The following is a 17,462-nucleotide window of genomic DNA, read 5'->3' on the forward strand; positions in this document are numbered from 1 at the left end:
TAGACTTTTTTTCCTTGCATACATTAAGTTACGAAATCGACCTCTTTTTAATATTAAGCCAATATTAATTTTTCATAACTTGTGCAACAGGCACATAGGCTATGCAACCATTAAAAGTCCCATAGATGGCTATGTGGGCTCCATTCCGTTTCGCGAAGGCGCTTTGGTTAGCCCATCGGACCCACAACCATTGACGACGGTCTCTACAACAGAGGATGTGTATGTGTTTTTTGCCTTAAACGAAAAGGATTATCTGAATTTTTTGAAAACAACCAAAGGAACCACCCGTGACGAAAAAGTGAAAAACTTCCCGGAGGTGGAATTGGAATTGGCTACAGGAACCATTTATGACCAAAAAGGTAAAATCGAAACGGTTACCGGCCAAATTAACAAAACTACGGGAACGGTAACTTTTAGGGCAAAATTCCCAAACCCCAACGGTTTGTTGGCCAATGGCAGCAGTGGTGCCATCCGTATTCCGAAAACCTATGAAAATACCCTTGTGGTTCCTGAATCGGCGACTTATGAACAACAAGGCATTGTCTATGCTTATAAAGTGCAGGGCGACACCTTGGCTATAAGTATACCTATAGGTGTTTTAGACCGCGTGGACGGTTTGGTAGTTTTGGATTCAGGATTAAAAAAAGGCGATCATATCGTTGGCAGCGGTGTTGGAAAACTGCGCAACAATACCCCAATTGTACCACAAATGGTGGAATTTGATAGTATCGCTAACGGATTAAAAACAGTATTCAAATAAGATAATCGTATGTTCAAACAATTTATAGACCGTCCGGTTTTATCAACGGTCATCTCTATCGTATTAGTTATTTTGGGAGTGCTGGGAATTTCCACGCTTCCAACGACACAATATCCCGAAATTGCACCACCGACCGTACAAGTGAGCGCCAATTATCCAGGAGCCAATGCACAAACCGTACTGGAAAGTGTAATCATTCCCATCGAGGAACAAATCAATGGCGTGGAAGGGATGACCTATATTACTTCTACTGCCAGTAATAATGGTAGTGCACAAATACAAGTGTTTTTTGAGCAGGGTGTTGACCCGGATATTGCAGCCGTTAACGTTCAAAACCGTGTAGCACGTGCCAATCCGTTATTGCCAAGGGAAGTAACACAGTCCGGTGTTATTACCCAAAAACAGCAAACAAGTGCCTTAATGTTTTTGACGGTGTACTCCGAAAACGAAGCTTATGATGGTACGTATATTCAAAATTACCTAAATATCAATGTACTTCCAAGATTAAAACGTATCAAAGGTGTAGGGGACGTTTCCATTTTTGGTTTAAAGAACTACGCCATGCGTGTTTGGTTGCATCCAGAGAAATTAGCCGCCTATCAATTGGTGCCCGAAGATATCACGGCAGTTATCAATGAACAAAGCCGTGAGGCTGCTGCAGGTTCTTTAGGGCAGAACAATGCTGAAGCTTTTGAATATGTATTAAAATACAGTGGCCGATACAAGGAAGCGTCCCAATATGAAAATATTGTTATCAAAGCTTTGGATAATGGGCAATTTTTATATTTAAAGGATGTTGCTACAGTAGAATTGGATGCTGAAGGTTATGGCGCCATTTCTTTTACCAATGGAAATCCAGGCGTAAGTATGGCCGTGTATCAAACCCCAGGTTCCAACGCCCAGGAAATTATTGAAACCATCCATGAAGAGTTGGAGGTGTTACGGGCAGAATTTCCCAAGGGTATGACCTATATTGTCAATTTTGATACCAACGAATTTTTAACAGCGTCTATTGACAAAGTGATTATGACCCTACTTGAGGCATTTGCTTTGGTGTTTATAGTAGTGTTCTTGTTTTTACAGGATGTACGTTCTACCTTGATTCCCGCTATTGCAGTTCCGGTCTCCATTATTGGTACGTTCTTTTTCTTGAACCTTTTCGGATATTCCATTAACTTATTAACGCTTTTCGCCTTGGTGCTGGCCATCGGCATTGTGGTGGATGATGCCATTGTGGTCGTGGAAGCCGTCCATGCCAAATTGGAAGAAGGTGCCAATTCTGCCATGGAAGCCACCAAAACTGCCATGGATGAAATTACGGGCGCGATTATATCGATTACCTTGGTAATGGCAGCGGTATTCATACCTGTAACGTTCATTACGGGCCCAACGGGTGTTTTCTATGAGCAATTTGGTATTACCTTGATGGTGGCCATTGCCATATCCGCTGTGAATGCATTGACCTTGAGTCCAGCATTGAGTGCTTTGTTCTTAAAAGCACATACGCATGAAGGCGAAAAGAAAAAGAATTTTGCAGATCGTTTCTTTATAGCATTTAATGTGGCTTTTGATAGAACGACCAAACGCTATGTGCAATCCCTTGGCTTTTTATTTAAGCATAAATGGATAACGGGTGCTATATTGATTGCATCGTTAGCTGGTATTTTTTGGGCAGCCAATACCACCCCCACGGGCTTTGTTCCCGATGAGGATAGAGGATTGATTTTTGCCAATATCGAATTGCCGGCAGGTGCCACTATTGACCGTACGGTAGCGGCAACCAATGAATTGAATAATCGCATAAAAGACATTCCGGGTATTTCCGATGTGTCCTTGGTCAACGGTTTCAGTATCATCAGTGGTGCAGGAAGCAACTATGGTATTGCCTTTATCAAATTGGATAACTGGAGCGAGCGTAAGGAAGATTCAAAATCGGTGGAAGCCATTACAGGTCAATTATTTGGAATAGCAGCAACGATTCCTGAAGCAAATATGTTGTTCTTTGCGCCACCTAGTGTACCGGGTTTTGGTCTGTCGGCAGGTTTTGAAATGAAAGTATTGGATCAGTCGGGGGGTTCGTTTAACGAATTGAGTGCAGTGACCCAGAGTTATCTGCAAGAATTGATGAAACGTCCAGAAATACAATATGCGCAAACGTCATTTAATACCAATTATCCACAGTATGAAATAGATGTCAATATTACCAAAACGAAGGAAGCTGGTATTTCAGTAAGTTCTATACTAACAACCTTACAAGGTTATATAGGAAGTATTTATGCAGCGGATTTTTCGCGCTACGGAAAGCAATACCGGGTGTATGTACAGGCCTTACCGGAAGACCGTGCAACCACCGAAAACCTTAATAGTTTGTTTGTTAGGAATGAGGAGGGTGCTATGGCCCCAATTACGGAGTTCATCAACTTAAAACGTGTATATGGCCCGCAATCCGCAACACGTTTTAATCTGTTCAATTCGGCAAGTGTCAATGGTGCAGCAGCTCCGGGCTATTCTTCCGGAGATGCTATTGCTGCGGTACAGGAAGTGAGTGCTACCGCATTGCCCAATAATTATACCGTAGATTTCTCAGGATTGACACGTGAGGAAATTAACGCAGGCAACCAGACGACCTTTATCTTTATATTGAGTATTTTGTTTGTGTACTTTATTTTGGCAGCACAGTATGAAAGTTATTTATTACCATTTGTGGTACTGTTTTCATTGCCCGTTGGCGTTATGGGTGCTTATGTGACCACAAAACTCGCAGGGTTGGAAAACAACGTATATTTCCAGATTGCATTGATTATGCTCTTGGGATTATTGGCCAAGAATGCCATTTTGATTGTCGAATTTGCTATACAACGGCGGCGACATGGCTATAGCCGAAAAGATGCCGCTTTTGAGGCAGCCAAAGTAAGGTTGCGACCTATTTTGATGACGTCGTTTGCGTTTATTATCGGACTCTTACCATTGGTATTTTCAGGTGGAATTGGTGCCAGAGGAAACAATGCCATAGGTACAGGTGCTGTAGGCGGACTTTTAATTGGAACCATTCTGGGGGTATTCATCATCCCAATATTGTACATTCTTTTCCAATGGATGCAAGACAAAGTAAGTAGAAAACCAGAACCAACAACAATTACAACCCATGATCATGAATAAAACATATATAGGCAAATTAACGATCATCACCATTGTAGCATTCACCCTACAATCATGCTTCGTAGCGAAAAACTATGACCGACCCGATTTAAAGGAAATCGACAATCTGTACCGAACGGACCATATTGATACCGACAGTACTTCAACTGCAGCCCTTTCCTGGAAGGAACTCTTTCCGGATCCGTTTCTATCGGAATATATAGAAGAAGGGCTTCAGAACAATTTGGATATACGGATCGCCGTCCAGCAAATTGCTGCAGCAGAATCATATATGAAACAGGGTAAAATGGGCTATTTGCCCTCATTGGACGCAAAAGCATCCATGACCCATCAGGAATTGGCTGCAAACAGCCAATTTGGTTCTTTTTTTAGCGGATCCCTAGAACAATTCGAGCTCACGGGAAATTTATCCTGGGAAGCCGATATATGGGGCAAGATACGCAGTAACCAAAGAGCTACCCAAGCATCCTACCTACAAAGTACGGCGGCCCATCAGGCAGTAAAAACAAGGCTTATTTCGGAAATTGCATCCAATTACTATCTGCTATTGGCCCTGGACAAACAACATAAAATTACGGAGGAGACCATTGAAAACAGAAAGAAAAGTCTACAGACCATTCAGGCGCTTAAAGAAGCGGGCAATGTTACCCAAGTAGCCGTAGATCAAACAGCGGCTCAATTGTACAATGCCCAGGCCCTGCTCATAGATATTGAAAAAAACGTTTTTAGAACCGAAAATGTACTTGCCATACTATTGGGCAAGCCCGCTACCAGTATAGATCGTAACTCTTTGGAAAACCAAACCGTAACCACAGATCTAAACATTGGTCTTCCTGCCTATTTATTGGCCAACCGCCCAGATGTGCTTGCTGCAGAATACAAGCTTGTGAATGCATTTGAACTTACCAATGTGGCCAAAAGCAATTTCTATCCCTCTTTGACCATAACGGGGTCAGGAGGCTTCCAGAGTTTGGAATTTAAAGAGTGGTTTAGTTCCGGTTCCCTATTTGCCACTATGGTAGGGGGAATTACCCAGCCAATTTTCAATAAAAGAAGGATCAGGACCCAATATGAGGTGGCCAAGGCCCAAAAAGAGGAAAGTCTGTTAAACTATAAAAAAACTCTTTTGATAGCGGGACAGGAAGTTTCCAATGCCTTGTACGAATATGAGGCTGAAACCCGAAAATATGAATACCGAAAGAATGAGGTGGAAACCTTGCGCAACGCCGAACTTAACTCAGAGGTCCTTTTGAACAATGGATTTGGCACCTATTTGGATTTGTTGACCGCAAGGCAAAATGCCTTGAGTGCCGAGCTAAACATCATAGACAACAAATTACAGCAGCTACAAGCAGTAGTGGAACTATATAGGGCTTTGGGAGGCGGATGGAAATAAACTGGCCGACGGATGGAAAGTAAAGAGGAGTTTTTGGAATTTACCATTTCCAAGTTTTTAAGGTATGGTAGCAAAAGGTTTACGTTGGACGATTTGGCCAATGAAATCGGTATTTCAAAAAAAACGATCTATCAACACTTTACCAACAAGGAAGCCTTGGTTTATGAAAGCCTTAAGTTTTTATTGGATAAGATAACGCTGGAAATCCTTAGAGGAGTGGAAAAAGAGAAGTCGGACCCTATTTTGGCAATCATATGCATCTATAAAATAGGGTTGGACCATCTTAGGACATTTAGTCCAACCTTCCTATTTGGCCTTAAAAAATATTATCCAAAAGCCAATGAGGTGTTCTATAGCTTTAGGGCTGAAATCAATGCAATTATCATAAACCTGCTCACCGAAGCCCAGCAAATCGGTTCCATTAGGAAGACCGTAAACCTTGAACTGACTTTCGAACTTTTCCTCAATCAATTTGAACTTAATATTTTTTTAAAAAATAACTTATTCGAAAAATATTCGAATAAAGAACTTTTACAACATTTGATCGTGCACAACCTACAGGGAATATGCAGTAAAAAATATTCGAACAATTTTTTTGAATAAGATGCATTATGCCCTTGCCCATCAGCCATTAAACCGCTAAAGTTGGTTTTCCAACAACCACTTTAGCGGTTTAAATTTTTATCCCTTCCAATTCTTAAAAGGGTTTTTGCTCAGCTGTGAATTGTAATATTTGGTAATTGCAGTTACTTCCTCCCCCAACCATTGAGGCTTTAAAAAATCCTCATCTTCATGCCCCAATTCAATTTCGGCAATTATTAATCCCGAATTATCCCCAAAAAACTCATCCACCTCAAACATATGTTTCCCGGCCTCAACATAGTATCTCAGCTTATCTATTGCCCCGGGCTCGGACAATTTGATCAGGGCATCGGCTTCCTTAACCGATATTTCCTTTTCCCATTCAAAACGCGTTGTGCCATTCCGGTTGCCCTTTCCCTTCACGGTAATATACCCCTTGTCCCCCTTTATCCTTATCCTTACGGTCCTTAAGGGATCGGTATTCAAAAAGCCTTGTACTATTCGTTCCTTTCGAACTGCCTCCTTCTTAAAATCTTCCGAATCCACTAAAAATTTTCGCTCTATTTCTATCATCCAAAAAACGTGGTATTTAAATTAGGGTCGATTGTGGTACAACTTTTTAATCGTATCGGACGGAATCCTTGATTTTTCATAAGGATGGCCAGCCAGCCAAACCATGGTGCCAGCAATAACTTCTGGTGGAATTGCCCTATACTTCTCCAATGGGCCGATGAGGACCAAATTAAGAACTTTCATAAACTGCTTGGCCAACCATTCCCCTACCCGTTTCTCCTCTCTTTTTCCTCCAATTAAGGAAGGTTGTAAAATATGGGTCCTGGGAATACCACAATTTAGGACAGCCTCTTCCATTTCCCCTTTTAACCTATTATAAGCCACCCTGCTTTTGGCATCGGCCCCTAGGGCCGAAATAACCAAGAAGGTCCCTATGCCCATGGACCGGCATAATTTGGCGGCCGAAACCGGGATCCCAAAATCTATCTTTCTGTACATTTCCGCATCGGGGGTCTTTGCTTTGGTGGTGCCAATACAGCAAAAAACTTCATCGGCAACAAAATAATCCTTAAAACCTTCCAATTGCAATAGATCGCCAATATGCTCCTCCAACTTAGGGTGGGAAAACCCAATACTGTTCCTGGTAAAGATCCTTACTTTCCCATAGCGTTCATCTTTTAGCAATATCTGCACTAAATACCCCCCTGTTAGCCCGGTAGCGCCCAATACTATGGCCGTTTTCTCCTTCGGTTTGCTCTGTTCCTTCCCCATTTGGCACGTTTAACAATTTAGTTGGGGCCATATAGCTCCAACTTGTTATAAATTTACGGTATGAAATTGGATTTCCCGCAACGAAAAATAATCCATATAGATATGGACGCCTTTTACGCCTCCGTAGAACAAATGGATAATCCTGCCTTAAAAGGCAAGCCTTTGGCCGTTGGTGGGGCCGAAAAAAGGGGTGTGGTCTCTGCCGCCAGTTACGAGGCAAGAAAATTTGGCGTCCGCAGTGCCATGAGCGGCTATTTGGCCAAAAAGAACTGCCCCGATCTCATCTTCGTACCCCCTCGATTTGACCGCTATAAGGAGATTTCCCATAAAATTAGAACCATATTTTTCGATTATACGGATTTAGTGGAACCGCTTTCATTGGACGAGGCCTATCTGGACGTTACGACCAATAAAAAAGGCAATCCTTCGGCCTCACTTATTGCAGAAGAGATTAGGCAACGCATCTTGGAGGAAGTAGGATTAACTGCCTCTGCGGGGATATCCATTAACAAATTCATCGCCAAAGTGGCCAGCGACTACAATAAGCCCAATGGCCAAAAAACAGTTAACCCGGAAGAAGTAATATCCTTTTTGGAGGATTTGGAAATCCGGAAATTCTATGGAGTGGGAAAGGTTACGGCCGACAAAATGTACCATCTTGGAATATTTACCGGTAAGGAACTTAAGCAGAAATCCCTCGAATTTTTAAGGGAGCATTTTGGTAAAAGTGGTGATTACTACTACCATGTGGTAAGAGGAATTCACAACAGTGAGGTAAAGCCCAATAGAATTCCAAAATCGGTGGGTGCCGAGCGTACTTTCGACGAAAACCTAAGCAATGAAATCTTTATGCTCCAAAGGTTGGAGAACATTGCCACTGAATTGGAGAAGCGACTAAAAAAAGCAAAGATCTCTGGGAAAACGGTAACCTTGAAAATAAAATATAGCGATTTCACCCTTCAAACACGGAGCAAGACCTTAGCTTATTTCATTGCTGATAGATCCTTGATACTGGAAACTACCAAGGAACTACTGTACCAAGAAAAATTGGAAAATTCTGTTCGGCTATTGGGAATATCCCTGTCCAATTTAAATACGAAAAAAAATGAACCCTTGGAACAAAAGGTACTTACCGTACAATTGAAGTTCGACTTTTGACCGCTAAAAAAAGACCTGTCCGATTTTGAAATCAAGACAGGCCCTTTTAATTTATTAAGCTATATGTTCCTAAAAATTATAGCTTTCTATTTGCGAGACGCGCAAGGTATTCACCATACCTTTATCCTTTATTGGCATTGCCGCCAAACTTATCAGCATGTCACCTACCTCTAAATACCCTTTTTGACAAGCCATTTTATTGACATCCTCAATAGTTTCGTCCGTTGACACATACTTATCGTAATAAAAGGCCTTTACTCCCCATAACAAGTTTAGCTGTGTAAGGATCCTCTTATTGGAGGTAAAAACCAATATATGGGCCTTTGGTCTCCAAGCTGATATTTGAAAAGCCGTATACCCACTGTTGGTCAAGGTAGAAATGGCCTTGGCCTTAATTTCATTGGCCATATTGGAGGCATGGTAACAAATAGATTTGGTAATATATCTGTTTGTCCTAACCTGTGGTGGCTCATGTGGTACCTTAATAAGCTCTGAATTCTCAACACTTTCCAGGATACTGGACATTTTTTGTATAACCTGAACCGGATAATTTCCAACAGAAGTCTCCCCTGAAAGCATTACAGCATCTGCACCATCCATTACCGAGTTGGCCACATCGTTCACCTCGGCCCTAGTAGGAGTAAGACTTGTAATCATGGTTTCCATCATCTGGGTAGCAATAATTACCGGTATTCTAGCTTTTTTTGCCCTTAAAACCAATTGTTTTTGAATAAGCGGAACTTCCTGCGCCGGAACTTCAACTCCCAAATCACCTCTTGCCACCATTAATCCGTCACAATAGGCCACAATCTTATCGATGTTTTCTACTGCTTCCGGCTTTTCAATTTTTGCAATAATTGGAATTTTATGCTCCGAATGTTCCTTGATAATATTCTGCAGGTCTATCAAATCCTGACTAAATCTCACAAAGGAAAGAGCAATCCAATCCACATCTTGGGAAATTGCGAAAATAGCATCCTTAATATCCTTTTCCGTCAGTGCAGGTAAAGAGATGTTAGTGTTTGGCAAGTTCACCCCTTTTTTGGACTTCAAAGGTCCGCCTTGAATAACTTTTGCCCTAACTTCATCCTTTTTATTGGTTGAAAGCACCTCGAACATCAATTTTCCATCATCCAAAAGGATACGCTCACCCGCATTTACATCTTTAGGAAACTGTGTATAGTTCATATACACCCTCTCCGCATTACCCTCAAAAGCTTTGCCGGTAACAAAAGTAATTTCATCTCCCGGGGCAACTACCACCTCCCCGGCCATTACACCGACCCTTAATTTTGGTCCTTGTAAATCCGCAAGAATAGAGGTATGGATGCCTAATTCGTCATTTAATTCACGAATCATATTTATGCGTTCAGCAACGTCCTTATAGTCCGCGTGGGAAAAGTTTATCCTAAAGACATCCACTCCAGCTTCTATCATGTCCTTAAGAACACTCTTCGTACTAGTAGCTGGTCCTAGGGTAGCTACTATTTTTGTCTTTTTGTTTGTTGGCATTATTTTAAAATATTAAATTATTTTTAGATTTTAATTTACTTGCATCTACCAAATAGGCCGTTACGACCTTAGGGATAGATAGTACGGTTTTCAAAATTTTTTCTTCCACGTCCAATTCGTCGTGTTCTATCTTTAAAAAATAATCGACGTCCCTGTATTCAGGAACCAAATGGTATTTTGTAAGTGTTGGCTGATCCTGAAATAGATTCCCTATACTTAATACTTCTTCCTTAACATCATTATTGCTAACAAATGTATAATAGCGATCATGTACATCGTCTCTCCAATCGAAAATTGGAAACGAGCCACTATGCGCTAAATCCAAATCGTTCACAGACCTCTTCAACTTTGTTTTAAGGCAAGAATTAAGTGCATATACCAGCATAAAATCTTCGATACTGCTGTGCAAAGCGATTAAAGTAAAAGTTTCTTCATAAAAATCTTCCGAAATTTTGTGTATCGCTGCCATACTTTCCGTGAAAGGCGTAAATATAGGATTAATAACGAAACTAGCCTATCCATTCCAACTTTAAAACGTTGTTGAGACTACGAAAACGTTGGAGTTTAGTAACTTTTTCCAACAGTAAGGCAATTACCAAGTTCTCCATCCAAATTTTAGCCGCAATGCGTTAATGAGGGGATTTTCACTCCTTGGATTTATCCATTTTGTCCTGTAAGGCGAAATAGGCCCTCTTGGAAGCCCGTTCTTCGGCCTTCTTTTTTGAAGTTGCCCTAGCTTTAGCTACAATTTTACCCGCAATGGACAATTTTACAGCAAAATGCTTAACGACATCATTTCCGGTGTCCTCGTAGATATCGTAATTAAAAGATTTTTTTTGCTTTTGGCACCACTCTATTACCAAGCTTTTATAACTTATAACCTTACCCTCCAATTGCTCTATATCAACATATGGATCAATAATTCTATTGCTAATAAATTTTTCGCAGAACTTATATCCCCTGTCTAAATATATGGCACCTACCAAGGCCTCAAAAACATTTCCGTGAATATTGTCCCCAAAGCGGGATTTGGGAATTCTGCTCTCCACAAAATCTATAAGTTTAAGATCTTTCCCTAGTTCATTGAGGTGTTCCCTACTTACTATTTTAGATCTCATTTTGGTGAGATATCCTTCATCCCCATCCGGAACCATACTATATAAATGTTTGGAAATTATAGTACCCAACATAGCATCCCCTAAAAACTCCAAGCGCTCATAATTCATGGGAAAGCCAGCTTTATCCTTTTTATTGGCCGAACGATGGACGAATGCCTTTTGGTAAATTTCCAGATTTTTAGGCTTAAATCCCAAAATTTTTTTCATTCCCAAAAAAAAATCCCCATCCTTTTTTGAATGGGAATTAAATATATTGGAAAAAGCGTTCATATTATGACTTAGCTTATTTTTTTAAATATTACACATGCATTATGTCCCCCAAATCCGAAAGTATTGCTCAAAGCTACACTTACCTCTCTTTTTTGCGCCTTGTTAAGGGTCAAGTTTAATTTGGGGTCAATATTTTCATCTACTGTAGAATGATTTATTGTTGGCGGCACCAAACCGTGCTCCATGGCCAAAATAGAAGCAATGGCCTCAATGGCCCCTGCTGCACCTAAAAGATGCCCTGTCATGGATTTGGTAGAGTTAATGTTTATTTCGTGTGCATGCTCTCCGAAAACCTTCGTTATGGCCTTTAGTTCGGCAACATCGCCTAAGGGTGTAGAAGTACCATGGGTATTAATGGCATCTACATCTTCCGGTTTTAATCCGGCATCCTTTAAGCAATTCTCCATTACACGAACAACTCCAATTCCATCAGGATGTGGTGCTGTCATATGGTAGGCATCACTGGATAAACCACCACCTGCAACTTCGGCATATATTTTTGCTCCCCTAGCCTTGGCATGCTCATATTCTTCGAGGATTAGAGCTCCTGCTCCTTCGCCTAGGACAAATCCGTCCCTAGTGGCATCAAATGGCCTTGAGGCCGTTTCCGGGCTATCGTTACGTGTAGAAAGTGCATGCATAGCTCCAAAACCGCCCATTCCGGCTATGGTAACCGCTGCCTCACTACCACCGGTAACAACAACATCACAATACCCCAAACGTATAGTATTCAAGGCATCGATTATGGCATTGGCAGAAGATGCACAAGCCGAAACCGTAGTGTAATTGGGGCCCATAAAACCATGCTTTATGGAAATATTGCCAGGGGCAATATCCGCAATCATTTTTGGGATAAAAAACGGATTAAACCGGGGTGTTCCGTCTCCTTCTGCAAAATTTAAAACTTCGTTCTGAAAAGTTTCCAAGCCGCCTATACCAGCTCCCCAGATTACTCCAGTTCGAAACTTGTCTATCTTGTCAAGATCCAAACCTGAATCTTTGATTGCCTCATCTGAAGAAATGAGTGCATATTGGGCAAACCTATCCAACTTGCGGGCCTCTTTTCTGTCAAAATAATCCTCAGCGTTATAGTTCTTTAATTCGCATGCAAATTTTACCTTAAACTTCTCTGTATCATAATAAGTAATGGGCGCCGAACCACTTTTTCCGTTTTTAAGCCCTTCCCAATACTCTTCAATATTATTGCCAATAGGTGTCAAAGCACCTAGACCAGTAACTACAACTCGCTTTAATTGCATTGAACTAAAATTTTGTTTAACTTATTAAGTTAGGTGTAAATTAAAAAAAATTATCCATGCAGCGTCTTTACCACATGGATAATTTTGAAACTTGTTCAAGAAATCATAAAATTACTTGGCTTCTTCTATATAACTTATAGCTTGACCAACTGTAGCAATGTTTTCTGCTTGATCGTCCGGAATTTGAATATCAAATTCTTTTTCGAACTCCATAATCAACTCAACAGTATCCAATGAATCTGCCCCTAAGTCGTTGGTAAAGCTAGCTTCGGTTACAACTTCGTTCTCATCAACACCTAATTTATCAACGATGATAGCTTTTACTCTTGATGCAATGTCTGACATAATAATATCGGTTTTAAAAATTTAAATTGATGGCAAAAATAAAAAACTTTGGTTTAATAACACTATTTGTCGTTAAAATGTGATGTAATTTAATAAAATTAAATACAAGAGTGCTATTTTAGCCCAAAATAATTTTCCGTCCAAACCCCAAAATATTAGATGAAAAGGATTGTCCTATTTGCCTCCGGCTCTGGTTCCAACGTTGAAAACATAGTACATTATTTTCGCGATAATCCGGAGATTTCAATTAGCTGTGTACTATCCAACAAAAGGGAGGCCAAAGTTTTTGACAGATGCAACCGACTAAATATTAATGCCTTATATTTCAATAAACATTCATTTTATGGTTCGGACTGCGTTTTAAATGTTCTCAAATCCCTAAATCCAGACCTTATTGTTCTGGCAGGATTTCTCTGGAAAATTCCTGATAAACTTATCAGCAGCTACCCCGATAAGATTGTTAATATTCATCCTGCATTACTCCCCAAATACGGTGGCAAAGGAATGTACGGTATGCACGTGCATCAAGCGATAAAGGATAATAATGAGAAAGAAACAGGAGTAACAATTCATTATGTAAACGAGAATTATGACGAAGGAGCCATAATTAAACAGGCGAAAGTTGATATAGACCCTAATGATACTCCTGAAATGATAGCGCAAAAGGTACATGATCTGGAATATGAGTATTTCCCTAAGGTGATCGAACAGGTTTTAATGGGGACATAATGGCCAAAAAGGAAAAATTCTATACCGTGTGGAAGGGAAGTCGACCAGGTATTTACACCAGCTGGAAGGACTGCAAAGCAGCCATAACCAACTTTAAGGGAGCCCAATATAAATCCTTCCCAACATTTGAGGCAGCGAAAAAGGCCTACAACGGTAACTATGATGATTATAAGGGCAAAAAAAACACTTCCTCCACACTAAGCAAGGAGCAAATTAGTAAAATAGGCGAGCCCAATTACAATTCCATTTCGGTAGATGCCGCTTCTAGTGGCAATCCAGGTATTATGGAATACCGAGGAGTGGATACCAAAACCAAAAAAGAGCTCTTTAAACAGGGACCATTTAAGCAGGGCACCAATAATATTGGCGAGTTTTTGGCCTTGGTCCATGGGCTGGCATTTTTAAAACAGCAGAATAGTGACAGAATAATCTATACCGATTCCAAAACCGCCATGAGTTGGGTCCGGAAAAAAAGCTGTAACTCCAAATTGCCTGAAACCCCTGAAAACAAAGTAGTCTTCGATCTGGTAAGACGGGCCATTACCTGGCTTGAAAAAAACACCTATAACACTAAAATAGTTAAATGGGAAACCAAGGCCTGGGGTGAAATTCCCGCAGATTTTGGCAGAAAATAAGGATATCATCATTTTTTAAAATTTGATTTCCAATGCTGTGGAATTAGCAGTTCAAAAACCTATCTTTGCAGCAAATTTCGAAATTTAATGGGCAAACTTTTAATCGTAGGAACAGTTGCATTTGACGCTATAGAAACCCCTTTCGGCAAAACCGATAAAATTTTGGGCGGGGCAGCCACCTTCATTGGTTTGGCGGCTTCCCAGTTTAATGTAAAATCTGCTATTGTTTCTGTTGTGGGCGAAGATTTTCCCCAAGATTATATGGATCTTTTGACCGACAAGAATATAGATATTTCTGCCTTGCAAGTCATTAAGGGAGGCAAAACTTTCTTTTGGAGCGGTAAATATCACAACGATCTTAATTCTAGGGATACCTTGTCCACAGAATTGAACGTTCTTGCCGACTTCAAACCGGTAGTTCCGAACAATTTCAAGGATGCAGATGTTTTAATGCTGGGGAATTTACACCCCGACACTCAAATGAGTGTAATTAATCAAATGGAAGAACGACCAAAGTTAATAATATTGGATACCATGAACTTCTGGATGGACCATGCCCTTGAAGAGCTGAAGGAAGTTGTAAAACATATCGATGTTATTACCATCAATGATGAAGAGGCCAGACAGCTGACAGGAGAGCACTCCTTGGTAAAAGCCGCGGAAAAAATACATGTAATGGGCCCAAAATTTGTGGTAATTAAAAAAGGGGAGCACGGGGCACTTTTGTTTCACAATTCCCAGGTATTTTTTGCACCAGCATTGCCTTTGGAAGAGGTTTTTGACCCAACTGGTGCTGGTGATACTTTTGCAGGTGGCTTTGCAGGTTATTTGGCGGAATCCGAAAATATAAGTTTTAACAACTTGAAGAGTGCGGTAATTCACGGTTCCAATTTAGCTTCATTTTGTGTTGAACGTTTTGGCACCGAAAGAATGGCAAAATTAGAAAAAAAAGAGGTTAACGGTAGATTGCTCCAATTTAGGGAGCTTACCCAATTTGATATTGAATTACAATAAATATGTGCCCTAATTTAAAAGGGCATTTTTAATTTAAAGTTACCATGAGCGACGCTATTAAGCATGAGTGTGGAATTTCCCTGATCCGGTTGTTAAAACCGTTGGAATATTATCAAGAAAAGTACGGATCTGCCTTTTACGGGGTAAACAAGATGTACTTGATGATGGAAAAGCAACATAACCGTGGTCAGGACGGTGCCGGTTTTGCCAGTATTAAATTAGATATGGAGGCAGGTGAAAGGTATATGAGTCGCGTACGATCCATAGACCAACAGCCTATCCAAGATATTTTTGCTCAAATAAATGAACGTATCAATACTTCATTTAAAGAGAACCCGGAATATTTAAATGACGTGGCCAAACAAAAAAAACACATTCCCTATATAGGGGAAGTACTTTTAGGACACGTACGTTACGGAACTTTTGGTAAAAACAGTATAGAAAGTGTACATCCATTTTTAAGACAGAACAATTGGATGCACCGTAACTTGATCGTTGCCGGAAATTTTAACATGACCAATGTTAATGAACTTTTCGACAATCTTGTGCAAATTGGGCAACACCCCAAAGAAAAAGCAGATACCGTAACGGTAATGGAGAAAATTGGGCATTTTTTGGACGATGCCGTTGCTCAACTCTATAAGGACATTAAAAAAGAAGGTTTCAATAAAAGGGAAGCCTCTCCCTTGATCGCAGAAAGATTAAATGTCGGCAAAATTTTAAGAAGAGCTGCAAAAAATTTTGACGGAGGTTACGCCATGGCAGGACTTTTGGGTCATGGAGATTCCTTTGTACTCAGGGACCCTGCCGGAATAAGGCCTGCATATTACTATAAGGATGATGAGATTGCCGTGGTGGCATCCGAAAGACCGGCTATTCAGACAGTATTCAATGTTAACTTCGATGATGTCAAAGAATTGGATCCAGGGCATGCCATTCTCATCAAAAAAAATGGTAAGGTAAAAATCAAGAGAATTTTAGAGCCTACCGAAAGAAAGGCCTGTTCTTTTGAACGTATTTATTTCTCAAGAGGAAGTGATAAAGAAATTTATCAGGAAAGAAAAATGTTGGGGAAATTGCTTTTCCCTTTAATTCTGAAATCCATAGATTACGATATAAAAAATACCGTATTCTCCTATATTCCCAATACTGCAGAAACCTCTTTTTTTGGAATGGTAATCGCAGCTCAGAATTACATGAACAAGAAGAAAGAAGAACAAATACTTTCTATTGGGAGAAAAATTACACAGGAAGAACTACATGAGATTCTAGAAGTAAGGCCTAGGATAGAGAAAGTCGCCATTAAAGACGCCAAACTCAGAACCTTTATTACACAGGACAGTAGTAGGGACGATTTGGTTGCCCATGTCTATGATATATCCTACGGATCTGTAAAGGAAAATGACAATTTGGTAATCATTGATGACAGTATTGTTCGAGGAACCACCCTTCAAAAGAGTATCCTTAGAATTTTGGACCGACTATTGCCGAAGAAAATAATAGTTGTCTCCTCTGCCCCTCAAATCCGTTATCCCGACTGTTATGGTATAGATATGGCAAAACTAGAGGATTTTGTTGCATTTAAGGCCGCTTTGGCACTTCATGAAGAAAGAAACACAATGCACCTTGTTGAGGAAATCTACAAAAAATGCTTGCAGCAAACCAAATCACAAGATTCTGAAGTCGTGAATTACGTAAAGGAATTCTATGCACCTTTTACGGCAAATGAGATTTCCGACAAAATTGGGCAATTATTAAGTCCACCGGACATTAAAGCAGAGGTTCAGGTCATTTATCAAAATATTGAAAACCTACATGAAGCCTGTCCAAAAAATTTAGGAGATTGGTACTTTACGGGCAATTATCCTACTCCGGGGGGTAACCGAGTGGTAAACAAGGCGTTTATCAACTTTTTCGAGGGCAAAAACGAACGGGCATATTAAACATTTCATCGATGAAGTGCATAAAAACCTGCACTTCATCGATGAAATACACTCTTCAACGTCTTTTTGTTCAAAAACCTGCTGTGCACATGTACTTTAGCAGTGCCATAGCATAAGTAGGTTAAGTTCATGGTAAGATTTGGGGCAAAAAAGGTGGAGACTTCTCCACCTTTTTTATTGGACCTCATCCAGACCCGTGAACCCGGATCATGCCTAATTTCTGGGTATTTGGATATTTATGCAAATAACTGAGTTAACCTAAACAGGAAGAATTCTGTATTTCTAACGCCTCTGAATT

At 40.4% G+C, this 17,462-nt stretch carries 16 protein-coding genes; 9 read left to right on the plus strand and 7 right to left on the minus strand.

Going from position 1 to position 17,462, the window contains the following annotated elements:
* Window positions 1–79 precede the first annotated feature (79 nt).
* The 4 genes from MWU84_RS22525 to MWU84_RS22540 are packed head-to-tail and all read left to right on the plus strand — an operon-like array spanning window position 80 to window position 5,918.
* Window positions 80–760, plus strand: coding sequence for an efflux RND transporter periplasmic adaptor subunit (locus tag MWU84_RS22525; protein ID WP_246906097.1), 681 nt, complete (start codon window positions 80–82; stop codon window positions 758–760).
* 9 nt (window positions 761–769) lie between these two features.
* The gene (locus tag MWU84_RS22530) at window positions 770–3,919 is read left to right on the plus strand and encodes an efflux RND transporter permease subunit (RefSeq protein ID WP_093977512.1); all 3,150 of its coding nucleotides are present in this window, start codon (window positions 770–772) and stop codon (window positions 3,917–3,919) included.
* Complete coding sequence (locus MWU84_RS22535; RefSeq protein WP_246906100.1) at window positions 3,912–5,315, plus strand: efflux transporter outer membrane subunit; 1,404 nt, start codon at window positions 3,912–3,914, stop codon at window positions 5,313–5,315. The genes MWU84_RS22530 and MWU84_RS22535 overlap by 8 nt, the downstream gene beginning before the upstream one ends.
* A 12-nt stretch (window positions 5,316–5,327) precedes the next feature.
* The gene (locus MWU84_RS22540) at window positions 5,328–5,918 is read left to right on the plus strand and encodes a TetR/AcrR family transcriptional regulator (RefSeq protein WP_246906101.1); all 591 of its coding nucleotides are present in this window, start codon (window positions 5,328–5,330) and stop codon (window positions 5,916–5,918) included.
* Window positions 5,919–5,996: 78 nt separating this feature from the next.
* Here the strand turns inward: MWU84_RS22540 and MWU84_RS22545 are convergent, their stop codons facing one another.
* Both MWU84_RS22545 and MWU84_RS22550 read right to left on the minus strand, forming a co-directional pair.
* Window positions 5,997–6,470, minus strand: coding sequence for a CYTH domain-containing protein (locus MWU84_RS22545; protein ID WP_246906103.1), 474 nt, complete (start codon window positions 6,468–6,470; stop codon window positions 5,997–5,999).
* Between the two features lie 21 nt (window positions 6,471–6,491).
* On the minus strand, window positions 6,492–7,181 hold the full coding sequence (locus tag MWU84_RS22550; RefSeq protein ID WP_246906105.1) for an NAD(P)H-binding protein: 690 nt from the start codon (window positions 7,179–7,181) through the stop codon (window positions 6,492–6,494).
* A gap of 60 nt (window positions 7,182–7,241) precedes the next feature.
* Between MWU84_RS22550 and dinB the strand changes: the two genes are divergently transcribed.
* Window positions 7,242–8,339, plus strand: coding sequence for a DNA polymerase IV (dinB, locus tag MWU84_RS22555; protein WP_246906107.1), 1,098 nt, complete (start codon window positions 7,242–7,244; stop codon window positions 8,337–8,339).
* A 69-nt stretch (window positions 8,340–8,408) separates the two neighbouring features.
* Here the strand turns inward: dinB and pyk are convergent, their stop codons facing one another.
* The 5 genes from pyk to MWU84_RS22580 form a co-directional block, all read right to left on the minus strand.
* The gene (gene pyk, locus MWU84_RS22560; RefSeq protein ID WP_246906110.1) at window positions 8,409–9,851 is read right to left on the minus strand and encodes a pyruvate kinase; all 1,443 of its coding nucleotides are present in this window, start codon (window positions 9,849–9,851) and stop codon (window positions 8,409–8,411) included.
* Window positions 9,852–9,855: 4 nt separating this feature from the next.
* On the minus strand, window positions 9,856–10,320 hold the full coding sequence (locus MWU84_RS22565; protein WP_246906113.1) for an IPExxxVDY family protein: 465 nt from the start codon (window positions 10,318–10,320) through the stop codon (window positions 9,856–9,858).
* A gap of 175 nt (window positions 10,321–10,495) precedes the next feature.
* A complete protein-coding gene (rnc, locus tag MWU84_RS22570) occupies window positions 10,496–11,239 on the minus strand; it encodes a ribonuclease III (protein ID WP_246906117.1) in 744 nt (247 codons plus the stop codon).
* Window positions 11,240–11,247: 8 nt separating this feature from the next.
* A complete protein-coding gene (gene fabF, locus MWU84_RS22575) occupies window positions 11,248–12,498 on the minus strand; it encodes a beta-ketoacyl-ACP synthase II (RefSeq protein ID WP_246906120.1) in 1,251 nt (416 codons plus the stop codon).
* Between the two features lie 111 nt (window positions 12,499–12,609).
* A complete protein-coding gene (locus tag MWU84_RS22580) occupies window positions 12,610–12,843 on the minus strand; it encodes an acyl carrier protein (protein ID WP_008269813.1) in 234 nt (77 codons plus the stop codon).
* A gap of 159 nt (window positions 12,844–13,002) precedes the next feature.
* Between MWU84_RS22580 and purN the strand changes: the two genes are divergently transcribed.
* The 4 genes from purN (at window position 13,003) to MWU84_RS22600 (ending at window position 17,164) form a co-directional block, all read left to right on the plus strand.
* Window positions 13,003–13,572 carry a phosphoribosylglycinamide formyltransferase gene (gene purN, locus MWU84_RS22585; protein WP_246906123.1) on the plus strand — a complete coding sequence of 190 codons (570 nt, stop codon included), beginning with the start codon at window positions 13,003–13,005 and terminating at the stop codon, window positions 13,570–13,572.
* Window positions 13,572–14,207 (plus strand): ribonuclease H family protein, encoded by a 636-nt coding sequence (locus MWU84_RS22590; RefSeq protein ID WP_246906126.1) that lies wholly within the window; start codon window positions 13,572–13,574, stop codon window positions 14,205–14,207. Before purN ends, MWU84_RS22590 begins: the two co-directional genes overlap by 1 nt.
* An 87-nt stretch (window positions 14,208–14,294) precedes the next feature.
* Window positions 14,295–15,221, plus strand: coding sequence for a PfkB family carbohydrate kinase (locus MWU84_RS22595; RefSeq protein WP_246906129.1), 927 nt, complete (start codon window positions 14,295–14,297; stop codon window positions 15,219–15,221).
* Between the two features lie 44 nt (window positions 15,222–15,265).
* A complete protein-coding gene (locus MWU84_RS22600; RefSeq protein ID WP_246906132.1) occupies window positions 15,266–17,164 on the plus strand; it encodes an amidophosphoribosyltransferase in 1,899 nt (632 codons plus the stop codon).
* Window positions 17,165–17,462 lie beyond the last annotated feature (298 nt).

This window comes from Arenibacter sp. F20364, from assembly GCF_023015905.1.
In the GTDB taxonomy this organism is placed as follows: domain Bacteria; phylum Bacteroidota; class Bacteroidia; order Flavobacteriales; family Flavobacteriaceae; genus Arenibacter.